The 19207-nt window shown below is 69.7% G+C and carries 12 protein-coding genes and 1 pseudogene; 8 read left to right on the forward strand and 5 right to left on the reverse strand.

What is annotated here, in order from left to right; all coding sequences use genetic code 11:
* Positions 1-4: 4 nt before the first annotated feature.
* Complete coding sequence (gene serC / locus LBC97_11605; protein MDR2566673.1) at positions 5-1087, forward strand: 3-phosphoserine/phosphohydroxythreonine transaminase; 1083 nt, start codon at positions 5-7, stop codon at positions 1085-1087.
* Positions 1088-1096: 9 nt separating this feature from the next.
* Entirely contained in the window at positions 1097-2266 is a 1170-nt protein-coding gene (locus tag LBC97_11610; protein MDR2566674.1) for a phosphoglycerate dehydrogenase, read from the forward strand.
* A 90-nt stretch (positions 2267-2356) separates the two neighbouring features.
* Here LBC97_11610 and LBC97_11615 read toward each other — a convergent pair whose 3' ends face one another.
* On the reverse strand, positions 2357-3991 hold the full coding sequence (locus tag LBC97_11615) for a WG repeat-containing protein (GenBank protein MDR2566675.1): 1635 nt from the start codon (positions 3989-3991) through the stop codon (positions 2357-2359).
* 371 nt (positions 3992-4362) lie between these two features.
* Between LBC97_11615 and LBC97_11620 the strand changes: the two genes are divergently transcribed.
* Positions 4363-6609 carry an HNH endonuclease gene (locus LBC97_11620; protein MDR2566676.1) on the forward strand — a complete coding sequence of 749 codons (2247 nt, stop codon included), beginning with the start codon at positions 4363-4365 and terminating at the stop codon, positions 6607-6609.
* Between the two features lie 63 nt (positions 6610-6672).
* On the opposite strand, the gene LBC97_11625 is transcribed toward LBC97_11620, so the two are convergent.
* Both LBC97_11625 and LBC97_11630 read right to left on the reverse strand, forming a co-directional pair.
* Positions 6673-7047 (reverse strand): DUF5615 family PIN-like protein, encoded by a 375-nt coding sequence (locus LBC97_11625; GenBank protein MDR2566677.1) that lies wholly within the window; start codon positions 7045-7047, stop codon positions 6673-6675.
* The gene (locus tag LBC97_11630; GenBank protein MDR2566678.1) at positions 7040-7462 is read right to left on the reverse strand and encodes a hypothetical protein; all 423 of its coding nucleotides are present in this window, start codon (positions 7460-7462) and stop codon (positions 7040-7042) included. The genes LBC97_11625 and LBC97_11630 overlap by 8 nt, the downstream gene beginning before the upstream one ends.
* A 262-nt stretch (positions 7463-7724) precedes the next feature.
* Here LBC97_11630 and LBC97_11635 point away from each other — a divergent pair, with 262 nt between their 5' ends.
* Positions 7725-9089: a DUF4407 domain-containing protein gene (locus LBC97_11635; GenBank protein ID MDR2566679.1), complete on the forward strand. Its 1365-nt coding sequence runs from the start codon at positions 7725-7727 to the stop codon at positions 9087-9089.
* 121 nt (positions 9090-9210) lie between these two features.
* Here LBC97_11635 and LBC97_11640 read toward each other — a convergent pair whose 3' ends face one another.
* Entirely contained in the window at positions 9211-12024 is a 2814-nt protein-coding gene (locus LBC97_11640) for a sulfide/dihydroorotate dehydrogenase-like FAD/NAD-binding protein (protein MDR2566680.1), read from the reverse strand.
* Positions 12021-17051: a 2-oxoacid:acceptor oxidoreductase family protein gene (locus tag LBC97_11645; protein ID MDR2566681.1), complete on the reverse strand. Its 5031-nt coding sequence runs from the start codon at positions 17049-17051 to the stop codon at positions 12021-12023. The genes LBC97_11640 and LBC97_11645 overlap by 4 nt, the downstream gene beginning before the upstream one ends.
* A gap of 347 nt (positions 17052-17398) precedes the next feature.
* Between LBC97_11645 and LBC97_11650 the strand changes: the two are divergent.
* The 4 genes and pseudogenes from LBC97_11650 to LBC97_11665 all read left to right on the forward strand — a co-directional run.
* A pseudogene (locus LBC97_11650) lies at positions 17399-17503 on the forward strand (ubiquitin-like protein Pup).
* Positions 17500-18306 (forward strand): proteasome subunit beta, encoded by an 807-nt coding sequence (gene prcB, locus LBC97_11655; protein MDR2566682.1) that lies wholly within the window; start codon positions 17500-17502, stop codon positions 18304-18306. The pseudogene LBC97_11650 and the gene prcB overlap by 4 nt, the downstream one beginning before the upstream one ends.
* A complete protein-coding gene (prcA, locus tag LBC97_11660) occupies positions 18303-18956 on the forward strand; it encodes a proteasome subunit alpha (protein MDR2566683.1) in 654 nt (217 codons plus the stop codon). The genes prcB and prcA overlap by 4 nt, the downstream gene beginning before the upstream one ends.
* Positions 18953-19207: proteasome accessory factor PafA2 family protein (locus tag LBC97_11665; GenBank protein MDR2566684.1), on the forward strand; the 255-nt coding region annotated here is incomplete at its 3' end. The genes prcA and LBC97_11665, both read left to right, overlap by 4 nt.

Consider the following 19207-nt stretch of genomic DNA (forward strand, 5'->3'; position numbering starts at 1 on the left):
CCCCATGCGTGTTTACAATTTCTCGGCCGGCCCAGCCATGCTGCCGCTCGCCGTCTTGGAGAGGGCCCAATCAGAGCTGACCGACTGGAAAGGCTCGGGTATGTCCGTGGTCGAGGTGTCACACCGCGGCAAGGACTTCGTCGCCTGCGCGGCGGACGCGGAGGCGTCGCTGCGCGAGGTCTTGGGGGTGCCGGACAACTACAAGGTCCTGTTCTTGCAGGGCGGGGCGAGCGCCCAGTTCGACGCGGTGCCGCTCAACCTGACGGCCCCCGGCGACGTGGTCAGCTTCTTCAAGACGGGTTCCTGGTCCGGGAAGGCGATCGCCGGGTCGTTGCGGCAGGGACTTCAGGTGGAGGTCATCGCGGACCAGAAGGAGTCCAACTACACCACGGTGCCGTCCCCGGAGGAATACCAGGTGGCGCCGGGCTCGGCGTACCTGCACTACACGCCGAACGAGACGATTGGCGGGGTCGAATTCGACCACATTCCGCAGACGGGGGATGTGCCGCTGGTGGCGGACGCCTCGTCGACCATCTTGTCCCGCCCGCTGGACGTTTCAAGCTATGGGCTGATCTACGCGGGGGCGCAGAAGAACATGGGCCCGGCCGGGCTTTGCGTGGCGATTGTGCGGGAGGACCTGATCGGGAAGGCGCGGCCGGGCACGCCATCGGTGTTTGAATACGCGGGCATGGCGGCCGCTGACTCCATGTTGAACACCCCGCCCACCTTCGCCATCTACCTGTTGGGCCTGGTGCTGGACTGGATCAAGGAGACCGGCGGGCTGGCGGCCATGGGGGAGCGGAACCAGAAGAAGGCCGCGGCGCTTTACGGCGCGATCGACGCCTCGGAGTTCTACTCCAACCCCGTCGCCCCGAACGCGCGGTCCTGGACCAACGTGCCGTTCCTGGTCGCGGACCCGTCGTTGGAGAAGCCGTTCGTGGCGGCGGCGGCGGCGGCGGGCCTGACCAACCTGGGCGGCCACCGCAGCGTTGGCGGCATGCGCGCCAGCATCTACAACGCCATGCCGCTGGAGGGCGTCCAAGCCCTGATCGACTTCATGGCCGACTTCGAACGCCGGAACGGCTAGGGGCTGACTGTGACGTTCCAAATTCGCACGCTGAACTCGATCAGCCCCGCGGCCATGACTCAACTGCCCGCCGAATCGTACGTTGTGGGACCCGACGTGGAGCGGCCGGACGCGGTCATCCTGCGCTCTTTCAACCTGCACGGCGCGGACATCCCGCCGTCCGTGCTGGCGGTGGCCCGCGCCGGCGCGGGCGTCAACAACATCCCCATCCCCGAATACACGGCGCGCGGGATCCCGGTCTTCAACACCCCCGGCTCGAACGCCAACGCGGTCAAAGAACTGGTGTTGGCAGCCATTTTCCTGGCGGCCCGCAACATTGTGCCGGCGGCGGCGTTCGCGCACCGGCTCCGCGGCACGGCCGAGGAGATGAGCAAGGCGGTCGAGGCGGGCAAGAAGCAGTTCGTGGGCTTCGAGCTGCCGGGCCGGCGCCTGGGCGTGATCGGGCTGGGCGCGATCGGCGTGGAGGTCGCGAACGCGGCCTCCAGCCTGGGCATGGAGGTCATGGGCTACGACCCGGCCATCACGGTGGAGCGGGCCTGGCGGCTCTCCAGCGACGTTGAGCGGGTCACCGACCTGAGCCAGTTGCTGCAGCGCGCCGACGTGGTGACGGTGCACGTGCCGCTGGTCGACGCGACCCGGAGCCTGGTGGGGTCCAGGGAGATCGAGTTGATGCGCCCGTCCGCCGTGCTGGTGAACTTCGCGCGCGGCCCCATTGTGGACCAGGACGCGGTGGTCGCGGCCCTGGAGAGCGGCCGCCTGCGCGGCTACGTCTGCGATTTCCCAACCCCCGAATTGAACCAACACGAGAACGTGGTGACGCTCCCGCACCTGGGCGCCTCGACAGGGGAGGCGGAGGAGAACTCGGCCCGCATGGCGGCCCGCGAACTGCGGGAGTACTTGGAGGAGGGCTCCATCACGAACTCCGTCAACTTCCCGGACGCCTCGCTGCCGCGCGCGGAGAACGCTTCGCGGATCGCGATCGCCAACTCGAACGTGCCGAACATGGTGGGCCAGATTTCCGCCCTGCTCGCGGCCGCCAACCTCAACATCACCGACCTGCTCAACAAGTCGCGCGGCGAGGTGGCGTACACGCTGGTGGACGTGGACGGCGGCCTGCCGGAGGGGTTGCTCCAGGAGATCAAGGCCATCGAGGGGGTTTTGGCCGCTCGCGTCATTTGACGCCCGATGCCGTCCGGCAGGCCGGGCGGGGCCGTCGCCTTAGTCCCACGGAGGCCGCAGTCGCGATGCCGTCCCGCGCCGTTCGCCTCGTCATCGGTCGTCCCGCAGGTGGATGATGAACTGGGCCTTGCCCAAAGTGACGAGGGTCCTAGGGCCCATGTCGCCGCTCAACCGGTGGAGGGCCAGTTTCAAGCCGTCGTCTGGGGAGAGGATCGTCTCGCCTTGGCGGTTGAAAAGCCATAACCTGTCAACGTCCAATCCGGCGTACAGGTTGTCTCCCCAGCAGGCGACCGGTTCGGGGAACAGCGTGCCCGGGGCAACCTGGTTCAGTCGTTCGTCCAACATCGCGTACCGGAATAGGGCACCTCCTTGGGGAAAGACGAAGATCCGCCCGCCGGGCTTGCGGATGGAGCCCCCGTAGGGCGGCGAGACTCGGTTCCCGGCGGTGTCGATGAAGAAGCAGGAGTTCTTGTCGACTCCGAAGTCGCGTGGATCCCCCTTGACGCAGGCGAAACCGCCGCTAAAGCCCCAAAGCACTTCGGTGAACCCATTCCAGCTGACCGGCCGGCCGTGGCGGTCTATCAGGATGTAGCAACCGTCGCCCGCATGCGGGTTGGACTCAATGGTGTTGTACCGCCGGGCGAATGCGAGCCCCTCCGAATGGGCCGTGATCTTCTCATCCATGGGGGCCCTCTCCAGCGGGTAGTCCATTTGCAGCTTGGCGCTGGCTCTGGTGATCACGATCTGGCCGCCGTCTTCGGCGAGGTAGCCGATCAGCAAGTCCCTGACCTTGCCTTGGAGCGGGTCCACGAATCTGGCGAAGCGGCGCAGGCCCTCTGCGGGCGGGGTCACCTCCATCCACGACCTGTCGTGGATGGTGTTGCCATCCAAGTCGGCCAGAGTGTAACGGAACACGGCCGCCTGGCCGGCGGCGGTGACCCAGCCGTACTTGATGCGCCCGTCCTCGATGATGACGTGTCCGTTCTCAGCCGGGACGACCACCCGGCCGCCAGCGTCCATGACGCCCCAGCGGACGCCGCCGCCCAGGCCGCGCCCCGTTTTGTCCGCGAACGCGAACCGGCCGTGCTTGCAGGGCTTGACGTCGATGAATGTGGGCGGGATGACGACGTTCCCGGCCTTGTCGATCACACCTTTCTTGCCGCCTTTGGCCGTGTAGACGGCATAGCCCTCGGAGTAGTCGTCAACCAGGTGGCCAGGCGCCTCGAACACCACCTGGCCCGTTTGGTCAACGCAGTAGAGCCGTTTGGCGGCGGTCACGAAGGCGCGCCCGTCGTGGAAATCGGACGCCTTGTCAAAGGCCGGCTCGATGGCGGTCGCGCCCTCGGCGTTGACGTAACCCCACCGGCCGCCCAGGAGGGCGGCGGCCAAACCCTCCGAGAACGGGTTGATCCGTTCGCATTGGCGCTCGGCGCCCGCGAGGAGCAGGCGTCCGTCCCTGGAGTACACGTCCCATGCGGATGAACTGCGCGAGAGCACTCGCCGCGCGCCAAGATGGTCCGGCGAGAGCGAGGAGAGTTCGGCGTAGCCGAAGGGGACGATCTCATTCCCGTAGTCGTCGACAACCCCGAAGGCGTCCCGGCCCACGGTGGCGATGTTCGCGGTCATCCACATGTCACCGGCGATCCATCCGCCGAGCTCGGCTTGACCGCCGACCGGCGACATGACCACACCGTGCGACGCGAGCCGCTGGATCAACTCGTTCATTCCAAGCTCCTTTGCTTTGCGCTGCCGGGCCACGAACCGCCGACGCTTGCCAACCTACCGGGGCGGACGGCATCGGCGGTCTGCTGCGAGCAGACAAACCTTTAGGGCCTCCGTGGGCAGGGGCGAGCCTTGGCCTCCGGTTCGGCGGGCGGAAGCAGAGCGGAAGCCCGCGCGGCGCACGATGCCGTCCACGGGGCCGCCGTTCGCCCGTCACGCCAGCGCCGTGGTGGCACGTCGGCGTTTCGGCTGGTGGGAACGGTGTCAGAGCGCACTTGTAGGTTGGTTGTCGTGGTCCTCAGGGTTGGTGATTCCGGGGGAAGATCGGGGCGGAAAGCCTTCCCAAAAGGGAGCCAATCCGCTAGGATATATGTATGAACGTAAGGGCCTGTGCCAGGGCTTCGGATGTGCCATCCGAAGAGCCCGAGGGGTGTCCCCAGGCCGTTGGCGCGCCACCCGGAGACCCGTCAGAGCCGACCTGCGGGACCAGCCCGGACGGGGGCGGGGAGCAGGGCCCCCCGCCCGACACGTCCGACCCGGACTGGGCGGATGGCCCGGGTTGGGCAGGCGAACCGGATGGGCCGGTTCGGACGGATGGCCCGGACGCGGCCGATCCGGCGGGCGGGGCGCCGGCTTTGGATGCGGGATGCGCGCATGAGGCTGGCCTCTGCGTGTGCGCCCTGGAGGGGTGGCGGGCGGATGAACTGTGCGACTTGGCCGAACAAGTCGGGCCTGGGCCCGCTGCGGGGCCAATCCTGGCCTTGGCGGGGGACATGGACGGGGCCACGCAACGGGACCGCGTCCGCATGGCCGCTTTGATGGCCGCGCAGGCGGACTGGTGGCGGGCTCATTCGGCGCTGGCGTTGGGCCGGGCGTGCGAAGAAGCGGACCTGGCGGAGGATGGCCCGGAGGCCTGCCCCGCCCGCTCGCTCATCGAGGAAGTGGCTCTGGCGACAGGGGAGAATTCGCGGAACGCGCACACTTGGGCCAGGGTTGGGCGTGCGGCGCTGGCCAATCCCCAAGTGGGCGGGCCGTTGGCGGCGGGCCGGTTCCCGGTGGCGAAAGCGGACGCTGCCCTGCGGGCCGCGAACAGGCTTGAGGATCCGGAAGGCCAGCGGCGTGTGATCGCGTTGGGCGTTAACCTCGCCGCGTCCGGGGCGCCGTTGGCCGCCTTGCGGGACGGATGCGAGAAGTTGGCGGCGAAGCTGGATCCGCGCGGCCATTCAAGAGCGCACCAGGAGGCGTACAAGGAGCGAAATGTGACGCTCCGGTGGCGGGCGGCCGGAATGGCGGCTCTGCAGGTGTTCGGCGCCCATGACGAACTGGCCCCGGTGTATGAGAGGCTCGACGCGGCCGCCAGGGCGAAGGCGCGGGCTGAACGCCAGCGCCAAGACGCCCAAGAGGCGGCGCCAGCCGGCTCGGGGCCGGCGGCGGCTGGTGCCGAGGGGATTGCGGCGGCTGACGCCGAGCCGGCGGCTGGCGCGGAATCGATGGCGCGCGCTGACGCCGAGTCGATGGGGCCCGCAGGCGGGAAGGCGGCGGCCACGGCAGGCGCCGAATGGACCCAAGCACGGGTCCCGCCCACTGAGGCGGGCCGGGAACTGGCGCAGGGTCGCTACGACATGCTGATCCGCGCACTGGCGGGCGCCGATTTCGGGGCGGCGGAAGCGGCTGGCGCAGCTGGCAGCCCGGCCGCGCCGAGATCCCCGCGCGGCCAGGTGCTGGTGCGCATGGACGCGACAACGCTGCTCGGCCTTGACAACACACCCGGCTTGATCCTGGGCGCCGGACCCATTCCGGCGGAAGTCGGCCGGGCCATCGCCAAGAACGCGACCTGGCGGGCTCTGTTCGTGGACCCGGCCACCGGCCGCCCGGTGTGGGTGTCGGAAAAGTCGTTCCAGGCCGGCCTGGTGTTCGGCCGGGTGGCCTCCAGGGCCTGCGAGCCGGGCGGGTTCGCGTCAGTGGACGGCCGCTGCCCCGCCTGCGGCGGCAGAGCCCCCGATGGTGAAGACCCGCCGGACGGCTGGCCACCCGGCGGCCGTCCGCCCGGAGGGGATTGGGGCGGCCCTCCCATGCGAAGCTGGGATGACGCCGAGGGAGGGCGAGACCCGGACCGTGCCGGAGGCGGTCCAGCGCCAGGCGAGTGGGGCGGCGGCCATTGTGGTGCCCTTGGGCCTGGCCAGGTAGGCGCGGGCGACACGCCTGAGGTCAGCGGCGCTGGCCAAGCGGTCGGGACGGAGCGGGGGCCGGAGAATGCCTCTGCGGCCAATCCCTGGGGACAAGACCCGGCGGGCTGGCCCACCGAAGCGGCGTTCAGCGACTCGTACCAGCCCAGCGCGCGGCTCCGCCTAGCCCTCGCGGTTCGCCAGCCCCGCTGCGCCAACCCCGCCTGCCGGCGGCAGGCCGCGGCCTGCGAGGTGGACCATGTGGATGAGTTCGACGCCGACCAGCCCGCCAAGGAGCAAACGGTCCTTGCCAACTTGCAGCACCTCAGTAAGGGCTGCCATCAGCTCAAGACGCGCTTCAATTGGCGCTATCAGCGCGACGCCGCCACTGGCGCCTCGACCATCACCACCCCGCTGGGGTTCACCCACACCATCCCGCCGTACCGGCTCTGCTGAGGGCTCTCCGGCACGGCAGAAGATGTCTTCGGAGGGAGCATTTGCCAAGCGGATTCGGTCCCGTCATCTATCTGGTGGGCGTTGGAACCACCAGACAAATCCCGGCAAGGCCGCGGACGGGGGCGGATCGGACGCGAAGCAAAACAGCGCGTCCGCCAGACGGGGCAGCGCGCTGATCGTGCGTGGAAAACGTCCGGAATCGCAGAAGACGACGCCTGTGCGGTCCGGCATCCTGGTCATTGCAGCTGGAAACGTCGTGACGTCCGCCGTTACCACCATACGTCCCTCCTGGCGAGCGGCCGATAGGACGGTCGCGTCAGCGGTTCCCCGAAGATCAGGCCGCGCCACCACGGCTTGAGTGTTGACTCCGCGATCCATCAACTGGTCAGCCAACGAGCGAGGGTAGTGCTCGTCAAGTAGCAAGAGGATCTCAAGCATTGAGGAGGGACTGCTGCCTTTCCCATGCCTCGCGCGCCTGGCGCTGCGCCGCGTGGACGCGGGCAATGTCGTCGTCGACTTCATGGCGGAAGTCGGCCCAGTACTTGAGCGCGCATTCCACTTCCGAGCGGGCGAGTCCCGTGGCGGCCACCACATTCTCAATGGAGCGGTCTGCTGGTTCGTGGGCCATCCACGACTCTGCGACCGTCCAGACCTCGGGCCCCCCAACCAATGCCGCGAGGCGGCCGCCGTAGGGGGTCGGCACAAAGCGGATGCCTGGATGGGCTTGCAGGCGCAGCCACTCGACCAGGGCGGTGTTGACCAGAGTGGACCTGCTCCAACCTGTCGCCGCCATGTACGCGTTCGCCAACTCCCCGGCTTCATCGCCCAGTCGCACGCTCACCGGTAGGCTCATGCGCACAATGTAGCACACCGCACACACCGTGACGGCCGCCGAGGTCGCGGCCGCCGGACCACTTGGCCGGGGTCGATCGGCGGGGACCGGGTGTCCGATGCCGTCCAAGGGCCCGCGCTGAGCGGTGAGATTTCGACGTCCCCGGGGTGCGCCCCAGGGGGTCCTGGGGTCGGATTGGTTTGCGCGGGCTGGACCGTAGAGTGGACTGGTCCGTGGCCCGGCGCCCGCCACAGGGCTAGCCGCACGTCGAGGAAGGACCGCCATGCGAACCGACAACCCGTCCACTTCCGCCAGGCCGCTGGTGCGCGCCCTTTGCCGCCTGGGCGGCATGCGCTCCGACCTGATCGACGACCTGCCGCAGTCGCGGGGCATGTTCATCAACACGGCTGCCGCCATGCTGGCGGTGGGCGTGCTGGCCACCGCGTCCATGGGATACGCGCTGCATTCGACGGGGGTGGTCCCGTCCGGCCTGGCGGCGGGCCTGATCGGAGCGTGCTGGGGCGCGATCATCGTGGTGATCGACCGCGTGCTGATCACGTCCATGAGCCGGCACCCGGCGGGCGGTTGGCGGAACGCCGCGGCGGCGACCGCGAACTTCGCCGTCCGGTTGTGCATGGCCCTGGTGATCGGCGCCGTGGTGTCTATGCCGTTGGTGCTGAGGGTCTATGAGCGGGAGATCGCCGCCCAGGTCCAGGTCGACATCGCGGCCAAACGGGCCGAGGGGGCGAAGCGGCTGGAAGCCGACTTCGCGGCCATCCCGGACTTGGAGGGGCAGGCGGCCAGCCTGGAAAAGGACCTGCGGGCGCTGCCGTTCTACGACCCGGCGAAGGTCAACCCGGCTTACGGGAAAGCCCTCGCCGCGCGGGACGGGGCCGTCGCCGCGTGCGATGCCGCCAACGCGGAGGCCGCCGCGGAGGCGGCCGGCAGCGGAGGCACTGGGCGCAGCGGCTACGGGGACGAATGGCGGCGTCTGGCGGGGATAGCGCAAGAAAGGTGCGCGGCGTCCGCTGAGGCCGAGCGCGCCTTCGATGAGATCGCCCTGGCGACCAAGACCCAGTATGAGGAGACGCAGGCGGGGGCCCGCGAGCGGGCCCAGGCCGAACTGGACCGGGTGAACGCCGAGTTGGCGGTCATGCGGGCGGACCGGCAGGCGCAAGAGGCCAAGCTTGACGCCGCCGCCGACAACTCGGACGGGCTGGCGGCCCGCATCCAGGGGCTCGACAATCTGGCGCGCGAGCAGCGCGGCGTGTGGTGGGCGCGGCTGGGGCTGATGGCAATCCTCATGCTGGTGGAGATCATGCCGGTGTTCTCCAAGTACATCCGCGTGCTTTCCGCTTCCGACCTGCCGGGGGAAATCGAACGCCGGCGGGACCGGGGCCGCCTTGACGAGGAGTACCTCTACGACGAGGGCCGGATGAAGGCGGTTGAGATCCGCGCCGGGATCCAGGAGGAGGCGGCCCGGGATTGGGCCTCCAAACACTTGGCGGCGGAAAAGGACGTCAACACCCAGGCGGCCGCAGTAGACAAGGACGTCCAATTGGAGCGCCTGGACGCGTGGGCTCAGGCCGAGCGCCGCAAGGGCGCCCGCCCGGTCGGCGCTGGCCGCCTAGACCCCTGGCGCCGCTAGCGGCCGCCAAACGATGATGGCGTTCACACCCAAGAATCATCGTGTTCCGGGAGGGGGCGCAGGTCTGCGTCCCCGAGCATCATGGGCCGAGTGCATATGAAATAGGTACCGTCCCCATTTCCTATGACCGGGCGCGGGCCGCCGCCTCCTGGGTCTTGAAGAGGTTGAAGCGGGGGAGGAACTTGTCCCAGTCGATGGTGTGGGAGTCGATCTCCGGGCCGTCAATGCAGGCGTGCTTGCGGACCAGCTTGCCCTCCAGCGTGACCGGGACCATGCAGGCGCCGCACATGCCGGTGGCGTCAACCATGATCGAGTTCAGCGAGGCGACCGTGGGCGTCCCGTACGGCTTGGTCAGGTCGGAGACCGCCCGCATCATCAGCGGCGGGCCGATCGTCACGACCTCCGCGATCGACCGGGCGGCGGACCCCGCCTTCTCCGCCTCCAGCAACTCGGCCAGCGGCGTGGTGACGAACCCCGCCACCCCGAACGAGCCGTCGTTGGTGGCGTAGATGACGTCCAACTGCGACCCGTACTCGGCCTGCAGCCGCCCCACCCGCTCGTCCGGCGCGTCCCAGAACATCAGGTCCTTGGACCGGAACCCGGAGATCAGCGTGACGTGGTTGCCCAGCCTGAGGTGCTCCCGCATGATCGGGTAGACGGGCGGCAGTCCCAGGCCGCCGGCCGTGAACACCACCGTCTGGTCGGCCCCGTAATGATGCAGGTCGGACGGGCGCCCCAACGGCCCCGCGATCCCCGCGAACACGTCGCCCACGCCCAACTCGTTGATCCGGTGCGAGGACGCGCCCACGTCCTGCACCACCAGTGTGATGGTGCCCGCCCTCTTGTCCCAGTCCGCCAGCGTCAGCGGGATCAGCTCGCCGCCGGTCCACGGCAGGACCCGCACAAACTGTCCCGCCTGCGCGCTCGCCGCGACCGCCGGCGCCCGCACCTCGAACTCCTCGATTCCGGGCGACAGGCTCCTCTTGCCGACGATGACGTGCGTCGCCGCCGCGGCCTCCGTGTACGCCAGGGCCGTGGTCACCATGGCGCGGGTCGAATCCGGCGTCCCGTTCTCGATCAGGCGCAGGATCTCCCTGGCCGCCGACTGCCCGTCGCCCGCCGCCATGATGGCCGTCGAGCCGCCCCGGGCCGCGTCGCCGCCCGTGAAGACCCCGGCCAGGGTGGTTTGCTGGGTGGATTCGCCGTCCAGGTTGATGGTGCCCCACCGGGACACGCCCAGCCGGGGCTCGGAGTCCTTGATGATCGGGTTGGCCGCGTTCCCCAACGCCATGATGACCAGGTCCACCGGCATGGACTCGCTCTGCCCGGTGCGCACGGGCCGGCGCCGGCCCGAATCGTCCGGCTCGCCCAGTTCCATGATGTCGACAATCGCGGAGGCGACGAACCCGGTCTCCGGGTCGCCCAGGAACTCGCTGGGGGAGCGCAGCACGGCCAGGCCGACCTGTTCCTCCAACGCGTGCTCAAGCTCTTCCACTCGGGCGGGCATCTCCGCCTGGGTGCGCCGGTAGACAATGCTGACGTTGCCGCCCAGCCGCTTGGCGGTGCGGGCCGCGTCCATGGCGGTGTTGCCGCCGCCGATCACTATCACGTTCTTGTCTCTGACCAGCGGCAGCGGCGTTTCCGCCCCTTCTTGGTGGGCCTGCATCAGGTTGACGCGGGTCAGGAACTCGTTGGCGGACATGACGCCCAGCAGATGCTCGCCGGGCACGCCCATGAACTTCGGCAGCCCCGCCCCGGTGCCCACGAAGATCTTCCAGAAGCCCGCGGCCTGAAGTTCGGCCAGCGTGGCGGTCTTGCCGACCACGAAGTTGGTGACGAAGCGCCCGCCCAACAGCCTGATCTTGGCGACCACGTCGTCGATTAACTGGTTCGGCAGCCGGAACTCGGGGATGCCGTAGCGCAGCACCCCGCCCAGTTCGTGGAACGCCTCGAAGACGGTGACCGGGAAGCCCTCCGCAGCCAGTAGATAGGCGCTGATCAGCCCGGAGGGGCCGGACCCCACAACGGCGACGGGCGGCCGGGTGGCGGCCCGCCACGGGTCGGGCTGGCCCGCGAACCGCCGCGCGGCGGCGTCCGGGTCCACCAGCTTGTCCCGTTCCGGCAGGAACCATTCCAGTTGGCCAATCGACATGGGGTGCTTGTGCAGGCAGACGCCCTGGCACTGGAGTTCTTGCGGGCACACCCGGCCCGTCACGTTGGGCAGCGGGTTGGCCTTCTCCAGCATGGCCAGCGCGTCGGTGAACTGGCCCCGGCCTATCAACTCGAACATCTCGGGGATGTGGATGCGGACCGGGCAGCCGCCAATGGGAGCGCGGTGCTCCGCCAGGAATTGGCCCAGTTCGCAGGGCGCGTCCGCGCACTGCTTGTCCCGGATCGCCTCCAGCCACACGAACAGGTCCACGTCGCGGCGGGTGAAGCCCAGGTCCATGTAACCCAGGTAGCCCTTGTTGACCAGTTCGAAGTCGGTCGAACGGGCCTCGGCGGGCCGGATGTAGGGGGGGATGCCGTTGCCGGCCGGCCAGTCCTCGGAGAGCCCCGCGAACATGGGATAGTCAGCGGACAAATGCGCGTCGAGCGCCCGAATGAACATGCGCTTCTTGCCTACCGGCAGGTTCCAGATGAACCGCATGACGAGGCGTGACGTGTCGTCCTCCCGCTGCAGCAGGCCCCAGAGCCGCCGGGTGAAAGAAGCAGAGAGCTCCTCGCCCCGGAACTCCTGCGCCACCGCCATGGCGCCGTCCGCTATGAACAAGTCCCGGAACATGCGCGGGCTGGCGGCCAGCCGCCGCTCCAGGACCTTCAACTGCCCGTTGAAAGTGGCGACCTCCGGGGTCGCCTCCAGCTCGCGCAGCTTCGAGGCGCTGGCGTCCAGCGTGGCCCTGGCGGCGGCCCACTCGGAGACGTTGGTGCTCACTGGATGATCTCCGCGTCGCAGTTGGCCTTGACCCGCGCCATTCGCTTGGTCAACTCGGGAGTGACCTCCAAGGCGTCCAACGCCCCGTCGATCATCCGCGCCACCACCCGGGCCTCGCCGTCCACCACCATTGTGGTCTTCTCGAACAGTTGCGGAAGTTCCTGGTAGCAGGTGCCGCAGTCGTTGCAGGTCGCCTCGTCGGCCGGGTCGAGCCAGATCGGCCGGCCCGCGCCGCCACCCCCGCCGCCGCCTGAGGCGCCAGTGGCCGCCCCTTCGCCAACGCCAGCGCCAACCCCAGCCGAAGCCCCGGCCCCGAAGCCCAACCCCAGGGCCGGCAACGCCGCCTGGGAGGATGACGCCAAATCCGCCATCGCCGCCGCGATCTGGTCCAGCGACTCCTCGCGCGCCTGCAACGCCTCCTCGTAGCGGGACGTCAACTGGGCGACCTCCGCCCGGTGCGCGGCCGTGAGCGCGGCGCCCTGCTGGCCGGCCAGGAACTGGAGCGTCTGCCAGTAGTGCTTGCGGTCCTCGACCAACCCGACAACGCCGGGGCGGCAGGCCACCCGCACCAGGCGCCGGTTCCGGTCGGTCGCCCAGATGAACGGGGTCTTCCCGGCCCTGGCCTCCAAAGGCAACTCGACGTACTCGGCGATCGGCACGGCATCGTCCACTTCTTCGGCGGCCAAGCGCCGGAACTGTTTGGCGAACCGGACCTCGCCGTACGCGAACTCGGCGGGCGTGATCGGGGTCTGCAACAGCGCGACCTGGCCGGCTTCATCCAGGTACTGCAACGCCCGCGAGGTCCAAAGAGCCGTGGGCTCCGGGTTCCCGTCCAGGCTGAACCGGTCCGGCAGCGACGGCCCGCGCCTCGGGTCGTGGACAAAGAGCGGCGCCATCCGCGACTCGACGGCCAGGCGGGAGCGCGCGTTGGACAGGTCCTCCGGGATGCCGTTCTCCGTGCTGCAGGGGGTGTAGACCTCCATCAGCGCGGTGCCGTCCTGGTAGTCCAGCATGGCGAGGGCCGTGCCCAGGAAGTGCGCGTGCAGGGCCGTCGACACGGAGCACGCGAAGACGCGCGGGTGGAAGGAGGCCAGCAGGCCAAGCTCCTTGCGGGACTCCTGTTTGCCCGCGTGGGACCGGCCGTAGCGCGACAGGTCCGCGTCCTGCCCGGTGTAGGAGGCGGTCGAGGCCTGGCCGCCCGTGTTCGAATAGGAGCCCGTGTTCAGCACCACGGCCTTGATGGGCGTGCCGCCCGCCAGCACGCGGGACATGGCGCCGAAGCCGATGTCGAAGGCGGCCCCGTCCCCGGACACCGTCATGACGGCGGGCAGCAGCCCCATTTCCTCCGGCGTGAAGTCCCGCCAGGAGATGGTCGCGAGCCGCGCCGGGTCCTTGTCCGGGTCGAATTCGCCCGCGAGTTCCGCCCGCGCCGCCCGCAGCGCCCGCACCTCCGGGACCAGTTGGGAGACCAGGCCCTCGTAGAGGCCCGCCGCCACCGGCTGCGCGTCCTGGAACAGCGAGTTCACCCACGGGTCGGTGTAGGGGGTGAACGGCATGGTGGAGGCGTAGACGGAGGAGCAGCCCGTCGAGTTCGCGATCACCGTGGTGGACGGCCCCCGCCCGGTCGGCCCGCCCTCGTACAGGTAGAGCCGCCCCTCCAGCAGGGCGATCAGGCCCGCGATCCGCTTGGCCTTGGCCTTGTCCGCGTCCGATGCCGTCTGGACCGCCTTCGCCGCCTCCTCCAGTTGGCCGATCAGGGACTCGAGTTCGCCGACGTGCTCGCGGCGACGGGCGTCGCCCACCGCGTGCGAGAGGGTGGTCAGCAGCCGCAAGGCCGTGACCTCGCCGCAGCCCCGGCAGGCGCCGTGGCCGCCGGTCATCGCGTAATAGGTCTCGTGGTCCAACAGCAGGCGCTTGATGTCGCCGTCCGGCTCGGCCGCCCCGGCCAGGAACCGCTTCGGGGTGGCCGGCAGTTCGGTCAGCCGCTCGAAGCGGGTCTCCAAGGTGTCGGCCGCCGCGGCCGTCTGGTCCACCGCCACCAGGGCGGATGGCCCGCACACGTCCACGCATTGGAGACAGCCGGTGCACTTCCACGGGTCCACCACCGCGCTGAAAAGGCCGCCCCGGCCCGGTTCGGAGTTCTCCACCGAGTCGAAGAACGGGCGCGTGCGGGCGACGGGGAAGGTGGCCAACGCCGCCGCGACCTGGTCCACGACCCGCGCGACCGCCTTGTCGTCCAGTTCGGCCGCCGCGCGCCGGGCCGCCTCCGGCAAGTCGCTGAGGTCCGAATCGGCGCGGAAGGCCTGGCGGATCGAGTCGGCCCAGGCATAAACCCTGGGGGCCACGGCTTCCGCCCTGCCCAAGGGGAGGTCGGCCGCCGCGATGGCGCCTTCCAAGAGGTCCAGTAGGTCGTGGACCTGGTTGGGGATGGCCGTGTCCGGGCAGGCCAGGGCGCATTCCAGGCAGCCTGTGCAGACTTCGGGGTTGAAGATCGGGGTGGTCCGCCTAAAGATGCCCTTGTCTTTGTTAGCGCCGGTGCCGACAGGCATGAACAGCCCCGCGCCGGGCAGTACCGGGGCCTCGGCGATCGTGCCGGCCCGGAAGGGCGCCGCCACCAGGTCCTCGTAGTAGGCCGGGTCGAACAGGGCCGTTGGCCTGGACGCGCTGGCGGCGGGGCACATGGCGGCGGACAGGGCCACGGACCGCGCGGAGGCGCCGGCCGGGGACTGTTCGGCCTCCACAAAGGCGGGCGAGTCGTACTCGACCGGCACGGTCGCGGTGATGCCGTCGTTGATCACGGCCATGTTGCCGTCCACGACCGCTTGGCCCTTGCGGCCGAACTTGTACTCGATCTGCTGGCGCACCCGGGCGGTGACGTCTTCCCCGGCGGCGCCTTGGGCCACGGCCTCCACGTGCCCGATCATCGCGCCGATGAACGCGATCCCCATCATGCGGGTCTCCAACTCCGGGCTGGGGGCGTGCTTCTTGGCCACCTCGAAGGCGTTGACCACCAAGAACTTGATGTGGCGCTGGCGGATGGTCCGCCGCGCGTACGCGGGCAGGGCCCGCCAAACCTCCAGCGGCGTCTTGTCGGACTGCATGATGAACGTGCCGCCCTCCGCCAACCCGGTCAGCGGGTTGGTGTGGATGAAGACCTGGTGGTCGGGCGAGATGACCACGTCCACGTCCTCAAGCTCCGCATTGGTCAGCAGCACCGGCTCCGGGGAGAGCGTGATGTAGAAGTTGGTGGCCGCGCCGGACTTCTCCGAGCCGTACTTGGGCGCGGACTTCGAGTTCATGGACAGCACCCCGGACAGGATGTCCGTCAGCAGCTTGCCGGTCGCGACCGTGCCGTAGCCGCCCACCGAGTGGAAGCGGATGCGGAGCGAGCCGGGCGGCAGCAACTGGGGATTGTCCTTGGTGGGAAGGGCCATCGCGACCGTCTCGGGATAGGCCGACTTGAGGCGGTCGTGGATGGCGGCCACGCCCTTCGGGGGGTTCTCCTCGAAGAAACGCGACCCCAGGTAGATCACGTCGCCGACCGATCCGGCGGCCATCGCCTCGAACGCGGCCACCAAATGCCGGGGCTGCACGTCGTGGCCGCCCAGGCCGAAGATCGCGGAGGTGACGCGGGGGGCGGCCGGTAGGCGCACGGCATCGGCGGCGGTGCCACGCGTCGGCACAACCTGGCCGGCCTGCGCGCGGAACAACGTCTGGGTGACCAGCCTGGTCAGGGCCGTGTCGTCGGAGCGCTCCAAGACCATGACGGCCTTGGCACCCGCGACCGCCTGGACGAACTCGGCCTCCGGGAACGGCTGGAGAAGCTTGACGGAGACCACGCCGGCCTTGATCCCATGCTGGCGGAGGTAGGGGATGACGGCGCGGACGTCGTCGGTGATGGAGCCCAGGCCCACCATTATGAAATCGGCGTCCTCGCAGTTGTACGCCATGACCGGGGTGTACTCGCGCCCGGTCAGCTCGGCGTATTCGGCCATCGCCTGGCGGGTCAGCCGGGGCACGTCGGCGGCGAAGTGGGCGCGGTGGTCGGCGGCGCCGGCCTGGAAGTCGGGCTGGTTCTGGACCGGGCCGGTCAGACCGGGGTTGTTGGGGTCAACCAGGGCGGGCACGGCCTGGCGGGTGCCCAGCCGGTGGGCGCCGCGCCACTGCCGGCGCCACTGCCCGCGCAAGTCCTCGGGGATCCAGACCAGGGTCTCCTCGGCCAACCGAGCGGCATCGTCCTCTTCGACGTCCGCCGCCATGGAGGCGAGGTGGGCTTTGAGGGCGGTCAGGTCGGCGGCCTCGAAATCGCCGGCGTGGCGGTCCAGGTACTGGCCCAACTGGAACATGCGGCCCTTGGCGCCGAAGAGGATCTCCTGGGCGACTGTGGGGCAGGCGATCCGGCCGGCCGGATCGGGGAGGTACTCGCGGAGCAGCGCGGGCTCGGGGAGCACGGCCTCCGTCATGACATGGGAGGTGGCGAACCCGTCCATGGCGTTGGCCACGGGGATCAGGCTGAGGCCGGCCACCCGGTAGGAGATCGCGGCCAGGTCCGCCGCCTCCTGCGGGGAGGAGCCGAAGAGGATGGTGTACCCGGAGGGCAGCAGCGCGTAGATGTCGTCGTGGCCGGCCATGACGTTGAGGGAGTGCTTGGAGACCACGCGCGCCGCGACGTGCAGCACAAAGCCGCCCACCTTCTTGCCGACCGTGACGTAATGCGACTCGATCCCGTACAGAATCCCCTGCGAACTGGACGCGTTGGAGATGTAGTTGCCACCGGTCAGCGCCGCCCCGAGTGCCCCCGACTGGCCCGAATGCTCGCCCTCCGCCTCCACGAAGAAGGGATGGGCGCCCCAAACGTTCAGCTGGCCCTCGGCTCTGGCCGCCTCGAACAATTCGGAGATTTCGGTTGACGGGGTGATCGGGTACCCGATCATGCCGCCGCAAACGTGCTTCATAACGTGTGCGACTGCGCCGTTGCCGTTGATTACTTCGGGAATACCTGGAAACTGAGGCTGCAAGATGGTCACGATGACCTTCCGTGGTCGGCTGATGGTGGGGGCGGCCTAAGCACGGCGTGGTGATCGGCGTCACGCTTTGGCCATTGCAACCTTAATGCGGCAGGCCAGGCGGGACAAAGGACCCTCGGCCGCCTGGGCGCGTCGAAACGGTTGCGGGCGTGCCGCTGGCCAGCGGCCTATCCGGGCTGACCGGGACCAATAGGACGTTTGGCGTCCAATCCCACGCCGTTACGCCACGTGAGAACACCCCTGAGCGGCTAGGATTCTCCCTCATGGAGCAAGTGCGCCGCAGTGACCTTCCCCCGCGCGACCGGGACGAGGAGCCGGCGCCCGCCGCGCCCGTGGTTTCCCGCCCAGCCCAGGTCCAGCCGATCGACGACCTGTTGGATGAGATCGACGCGGTCCTGGAGGATTCGGCGGAGGCCTTTGTGCGGGGGTTCGTCCAAAAGGGCGGCCAATGAGCGGGCTGCCGGCAAGCTACTTCGGGCCGGGCAACTCATTCGTCGATTTTGTGGGCAGGGCCGCCCCCGAGTTGCTGGGCCCGCTTTCGGCCGGCGACGGCCGGCTCGCCGAGGAGGCCCGGCCGCCGGCCGCGACCACCATCGTCGCCCTGACCTACCGGGACGGCCTGGTCATGGCGGGGGACCGCCGCGCCACCGTGGGCCATCAGATCGCCAGCCGGGAGATTGAAAAGGTCTATCCGGCGGACGCCTGGACCGCGATCGGGCTGGCGGGCGTGGCCGGCCTGTCGATCCAGCTGGTGCGGCTCTTCCAATTGGAATTGGAGCACTACGAGAAGATCGAAGGGGTGGCCCTCTCGCTCAGCGGCAAAGCCCACCGCCTCGCCACCATGGTCCGCTCCCAACTGGAGCTCGCCATGAAAGGCCTGGCCGTGGTCCCGCTGCTCGGCGGGTGGGACGGCCAGGCGCCGCGCATCTTCGCCTTCGACGTGACCGGCGGCAGCTACGAGGAGAGGGGCTACGCGGCGATCGGCTCGGGCGCCGTGTTCGCGAAGAGCTCCCTGAAGAAGCTGCACAAGCCGGCCGCCAGCGCCCGCACCGCGATCCGCACCGCGCTCAACGCGCTCAACGACGCCGCCGATGACGATTCGGCCACCGCCGGAGTGGATCGCGCCCGCGACATCTACCCGGTCGTGGCCCGCGTGGACGCCCGCGGCTACCACCGGATCGGGGACCAAGAACTGGCCCGGGCGCTCTTCGCCCAGGGCGTCGAGGCCCGCCAGGCGAGGGGAGGACGCGCATGACCATGCCGTTGTACGTGCCGCCCGAACAGATCATCAAGGACCGGGCCGACTTCGCCAAGCGGGGCGTGGCGCGGGGCCGCCCCGCCGTGGTCATCTCGGCAGCGGACGGCGTGCTGCTGGCGGCCGCCAACGCCTCGCGGGCGCTGAAGAAGCTGTCGGAGGTTTACGACCGGCTGGCCTTCGCCGCGGTCGGCAAGTGGTCCGAGTTCGAGGCGCTGCGCGTGGCCGGCATTCGCTACGCCGACCTGCGCGGATATTCCTACGACCGCACCGACGTCACCGCGCGGGGCCTGGCCGGCGCCTACGCGCAATCGATCGCGGCGGCGTTCACGGGGGACCCCAAGCCGTTGGAGGTCGAGTTGGCGGTCGCCGAGGTGGGGGCCGACCAGGCGTCCGATGCCGTGTTCCACGTCCGCTTCGACGGGTCCGTCAACGACGAGTTGCCGTGGGCGGTGTTGGGGGGCGCCAGCCCCGGGGGCCGGGCGGCCGTGGCCGAAGGCTGGCGGGCGGGGCTGAGCCTGGCGGAGGCGGGCGCCTTGGCGCGAGCCGCGCTGGGCCAGAGCGGCGGCCCCGAAGAAGGCTACGAGGCGGGGTTGCTGAGGCGAGACGTCCCCGGACGCGCCTTCGCCCGCCTCGAGGCGTTGCCGTGAGGGGCGTGTTCGGACTCGAGACCGAATACGGGATCGCCGCCCGGGGCCTCGCCCCGGAGGATGCCGCGCGCGAATTGTTCCGGCCGGTGGTGGCGTGGGGGAGGAGCACCAGCATCTTCACCCCGGCGGGGGCCAGGCTGTACTTGGACGTGGGCTCCCACCCGGAGTACGCGACGCCCGAATGCTCGCGGCTGGACGAGTTACTGGCCGCCGAACGGGCCGGGGACCGGTTGATGGCGGCCTTGGCGGCG

Source organism: Bifidobacteriaceae bacterium, from assembly GCA_031281585.1.
GTDB lineage: Bacteria > Actinomycetota > Actinomycetes > Actinomycetales > WQXJ01 > JAIRTF01.

Bases quoted from the DNA above. Each gene is read 5' to 3' on its own strand.
- serC (MDR2566673.1), top strand. From the start codon at position 5: ATGCGTGTTTACAATTTCTCGGCCGGCCCAGCCATGCTGCCGCTCGCC.
- LBC97_11615 (MDR2566675.1), bottom strand. From the start codon at position 3,991: ATGAACGAGTTGATCCAGCGGCTCGCGTCGCACGGTGTGGTCATGTCG.
- LBC97_11620 (MDR2566676.1), top strand. From the start codon at position 4,363: ATGAACGTAAGGGCCTGTGCCAGGGCTTCGGATGTGCCATCCGAAGAG.
- LBC97_11625 (MDR2566677.1), bottom strand. From the start codon at position 7,047: ATGCTTGAGATCCTCTTGCTACTTGACGAGCACTACCCTCGCTCGTTG.
- LBC97_11630 (MDR2566678.1), bottom strand. From the start codon at position 7,462: ATGAGCCTACCGGTGAGCGTGCGACTGGGCGATGAAGCCGGGGAGTTG.
- LBC97_11635 (MDR2566679.1), top strand. From the start codon at position 7,725: ATGCGAACCGACAACCCGTCCACTTCCGCCAGGCCGCTGGTGCGCGCC.
- prcB (MDR2566682.1), top strand. From the start codon at position 17,500: ATGAGCGGGCTGCCGGCAAGCTACTTCGGGCCGGGCAACTCATTCGTC.
- prcA (MDR2566683.1), top strand. From the start codon at position 18,303: ATGACCATGCCGTTGTACGTGCCGCCCGAACAGATCATCAAGGACCGG.